The organism is Moorena sp. SIO4A5, assembly GCF_010672005.1.
Taxonomy (GTDB): Bacteria; Cyanobacteriota; Cyanobacteriia; order Cyanobacteriales; family Coleofasciculaceae; genus Moorena.
This window is the reverse complement of record NZ_JAAHHZ010000493.1, coordinates 1-3,579: the sequence shown is the minus strand read 5'-3', so window position 1 is coordinate 3,579 and position 3,579 is coordinate 1. Positions and strand designations below refer to the sequence as shown.

The 3,579-nt window shown below is 45.5% G+C and carries 3 protein-coding genes; 2 read left to right on the top strand and 1 reads right to left on the bottom strand.

Annotated elements, in window-relative coordinates; translation table 11 throughout:
• A partial coding sequence (locus F6K57_RS39820) for a histidine kinase (RefSeq protein ID WP_293074337.1) occupies positions 1–810 on the top strand: 810 nt, incomplete at its 5' end.
• A gap of 21 nt (positions 811–831) precedes the next feature.
• Here the strand turns inward: F6K57_RS39820 and F6K57_RS39815 are convergent.
• The gene (locus tag F6K57_RS39815; RefSeq protein WP_293074334.1) at positions 832–1,353 is read right to left on the bottom strand and encodes a hypothetical protein; all 522 of its coding nucleotides are present in this window, start codon (positions 1,351–1,353) and stop codon (positions 832–834) included.
• 317 nt (positions 1,354–1,670) lie between these two features.
• Here F6K57_RS39815 and F6K57_RS39810 point away from each other — a divergent pair, with 317 nt between their 5' ends.
• The gene (locus F6K57_RS39810; RefSeq protein ID WP_293074331.1) at positions 1,671–3,230 is read left to right on the top strand and encodes a GTP-binding protein; all 1,560 of its coding nucleotides are present in this window, start codon (positions 1,671–1,673) and stop codon (positions 3,228–3,230) included.
• Positions 3,231–3,579 lie beyond the last annotated feature (349 nt).

The window sequence follows — 3,579 nt, the reverse complement described above, 5'->3', positions numbered from 1 at the left end:
TTCAAAGTACTTCAAGAGAATAAGATTAAGGTTGATCAACAGCTGGAGACTCTGTTTTTAAAGAGTTATGATACCCTCAAAGCTTTGATTGATCTGTTGGAAGGACCGTTTGGGTTTGAGCAAAGTCAAGCAGAAAAAACTCTAAAAGCAGCTCAGCCAGGCTTTGAACAATTGCAGAGTTATCTCAAAACTTTGGTCAGTGGTGAGAGTCAATCACCAGCCGGAATGGCTTCTAGCTCTGGTGCTGCTAAAAAAGCGATTCGTTCTGATCAAGTTTCGACTAGCAAAGCTTCTTCTTCAGGAAAAGGTAAATTTCCCCCAGACTTTGGACCGAAGGTGATTAGCGTACTTAAAGATATGCTAGAGCTGTTTAAACAATCTTCGACGCCAACCAATCGCCAACAACTTCAAAAGCTTTGTAAGCGTCTGGCTCAACTGGGGGCTGGGATTGGTAGTTGGCATAAATTAGTGGGAGTTTGCCATAAAGCGATCGCAAATCCTAAAAACTCCTATATCCAGTTAGCACCATTAGTGATCAAAGAACTCAAGGAAGCTAGTGACCAGTTGCATGCAGCACAGGGTAATCTAGAGGAGTTGCGAAAGGCAGCGGCTGCGATCGCTCCTAGTTCAGCACTGCAAAAACTAGCAGCTGTAGGATCTACTGGGCCAAACCGAACCACTAAGGGTAAGGAAATTACGATTGTGCTAGAACCAAAAGCCGCCGCCAAGGTACTGATCCAAGCCTTTGATAAACCCCAGCTGTCAAAACTGATTAAGTTACTGATTCCAGCAACTCGTGCTTCTTCCTAGGCCAACGAATCGCACTTTTGATTAACGTCCTAAGTGCCGTGATGCCAGCTGCATGGCATCATAAATATCTACATCCCCATCCCCATCAGCATCTAGAAAGCCACTGAGTACAGAATTAGAACCAAGGGGATTCTCAATATTGGTGCCAGTCTTGAGGAAATTCAACACCACGGGTACCAGGGTGGGTAGCATGGCTTGAATGATACCAGCATTAATGCCTGTCTTGCTGGTAATTTCTCCAACAAGCTCCTGGATCTGAGGCGCACTAAAGAGCATATTGACCACTTGAGAACTAGCACCAATGCCACCAAATTGATTAACTAGTGCTTGTACCTGCTCCTCTCCTTCACTTGTGCGCTTTTGTTGGAGCGCTGAACGCACATACTTACCTACAATTGAGGTGGCAGATTGCACGGCTGAGGGCTGTGTTTGATAGGCACCACTCAACTGCTGTACCGTGTTCAGAATATCCCCTAGCTGACTAGAACTAGCTTGTTGTGTAGGACTATTAATGGCACTGATAATAGTATTGAATAAGCTCATTGTTTTTTAAAAGATTTAAACAGTCAGTTTGAAACAGTTCTTTGCCAAATCAATTATAAATTGCTGATAGCTTAGTATAGCGAAAGGCAAGAGGCAAGAGCGATGCAGCGCGGTCTTGGGGAGCCAGTGCGGTCTTGGGGGTTCCCCCCATGAGCAACTGGCGTGGTTTCCCCCACTCGCGCTTTGCATCAAGACGGCAAGAGGCAAGAGGGGAAAGATATCCGGAGTTTTATTGCACAGCCTCTCGGGTTCCTGGAGATCGGGGAATTATTCCCTGATCTAGCTAAGATTAATAATTAAAAGCTATCCTATCTTCCATGCCCCTGCCACGCCTACTAACCCTAATTATTGGTCTCATTATTATTCTGGGGCTAATGCTTTGGTTGATTAATGGTCTGTACCAACTATATATCCAAATTTCCTTTACTGCTCCGGTACTGGCTAATTTAGTGCTGCTGTTGCTGATTATCTTGCTAGGGCTACTAATATGGGCCTTAATCTACACCATGGGGTTATTTGGTAAATCCCGGAAACGGCCAGGTAAGGGTCGTCTGGAACCTAAAGCCCCGGAGGTGAAAACCGAAGCAGCAGAAGAAACCCTTAAAGCAGTAAGGCAACAGGTCAAACAGATTCAGGATGAAGTGTCACGGCAAGCGATGCTGCGCCGCTCTGAGGAAATTGAAGCTATCCTCTCCCGTGGGGAACTGTTAGTGGTAGTGTTTGGTACTGGTTCAGCGGGGAAAACTTCTCTAGTGAATGCTTTGATTGGTCGGATGGTGGGTGAAGTCGGTGCCCCCATGGGAACGACGGAAGTTGGGGAAACCTACAAACTAAAGCTGAAGGGATTAGAACGCCCGATTCTGATTACTGATACACCAGGAATTTTAGAATCTGGTGTGGTTGGCACTCAGCGAGAGCAATGGGCACGACATCTGGCAACGGAAGCGGATTTGTTGTTGTTTGTGGTGGATAACGATTTACGACACTCAGAGTATGATCCATTCGAAAAATTGGCACAGATTGGGAAGCGATCGCTTCTGGTCTTCAATAAAATTGACTTGTACACCGAACAAGACTCAGAAAGGATTCTAGCACGATTGCGCCAGCGAGTAAGGGGTTTTATTGCTGCTTCAGATGTAGTTGCGATCGCAGCCAATCCCCAGCCTGTTACCCTAGAAAATGGTCAACTTTGCCAACCTGAACCGGAAATTTTGCCCTTAATCCGTCGCTTAGCTGCTGTATTAAGAGCAGAGGGAGAAGAGTTGATTGCTGATAACATACTGCTACAATCCCAACGCTTAGGCCAAGAAACTCGACACATCCTCGACAAGCAGCGCAGGCGAGAAGCAGAGAAAGTTGTGGAACGGTTCCAGTGGATTGGGGCCAGTGTAATTTCTCTGACTCCCTTACCCGTGGTGGATTTGTTAGCAACTGCAGCAGTTAATGCCCAAATGGTGGTGGAAATTGGCAAAATCTACGGCTGTGAACTGAATATGGAACGGGGTCGGGAATTAGCCCTATCCTTGGGAAAAACCTTAGCTAGTTTGGGTATTGTCAAGGGAGCGATTCAAATCCTTAGCACTACACTAAGGTTGAATCTTGCCACCTATGTTGTAGGCAAAGCCATTCAGGGGGTAACTGCTGCTTATCTGATCCGAATTGCTGGGAAAAGCTTTATTGAATACTTCCGCAATGACCAAGACTGGGGAGATGGAGGGATGAGTGAAGTGGTGCAGAAGCAGTTTCAGTTAAACCAGCGGGATGAGTTTATTAAAGCTTTTGTCAGTGAAGCGATCGCAAAGGTAGTTCAACCTCTGACAAGAAAATCAGAAGTCCAATCACCAATGGATGAAGGGGACGAAACTAAGGACAAATGAAGCAAATCCTAAATCTCCGCCATTATGGCTATCAAATCGACTCATATTCTTGTTTAATAAAATAGAGTAGATTCAATGTTTTCTCCAGCCCCCCATGCCCCTCACATCAATGGGGGATTTCTTTTTGTCTATTTTTTTCTATATCCTTTTCTCAAGCAGAGCGATCGAGTACCTATAGTCAAAGCATTAGGTAGCGAGTTTCACCCTGCCCCGATATACAGCATGGAGCAATCTGTCGATGGAGTCTCGCTCTTCGGAGGTGAGTGAATCCTCCAATAGTGCTGCCATCAATCCATATCGATCAGCAAGAGTAATTTTTCCAGAGCTGCTAACTTTAGCAAATAGTTCT

Bases quoted from the DNA above. Each gene is read 5' to 3' on its own strand.
- F6K57_RS39810 (WP_293074331.1), top strand. From the start codon at position 1,671: ATGCCCCTGCCACGCCTACTAACCCTAATTATTGGTCTCATTATTATT.
- F6K57_RS39815 (WP_293074334.1), bottom strand. From the start codon at position 1,353: ATGAGCTTATTCAATACTATTATCAGTGCCATTAATAGTCCTACACAA.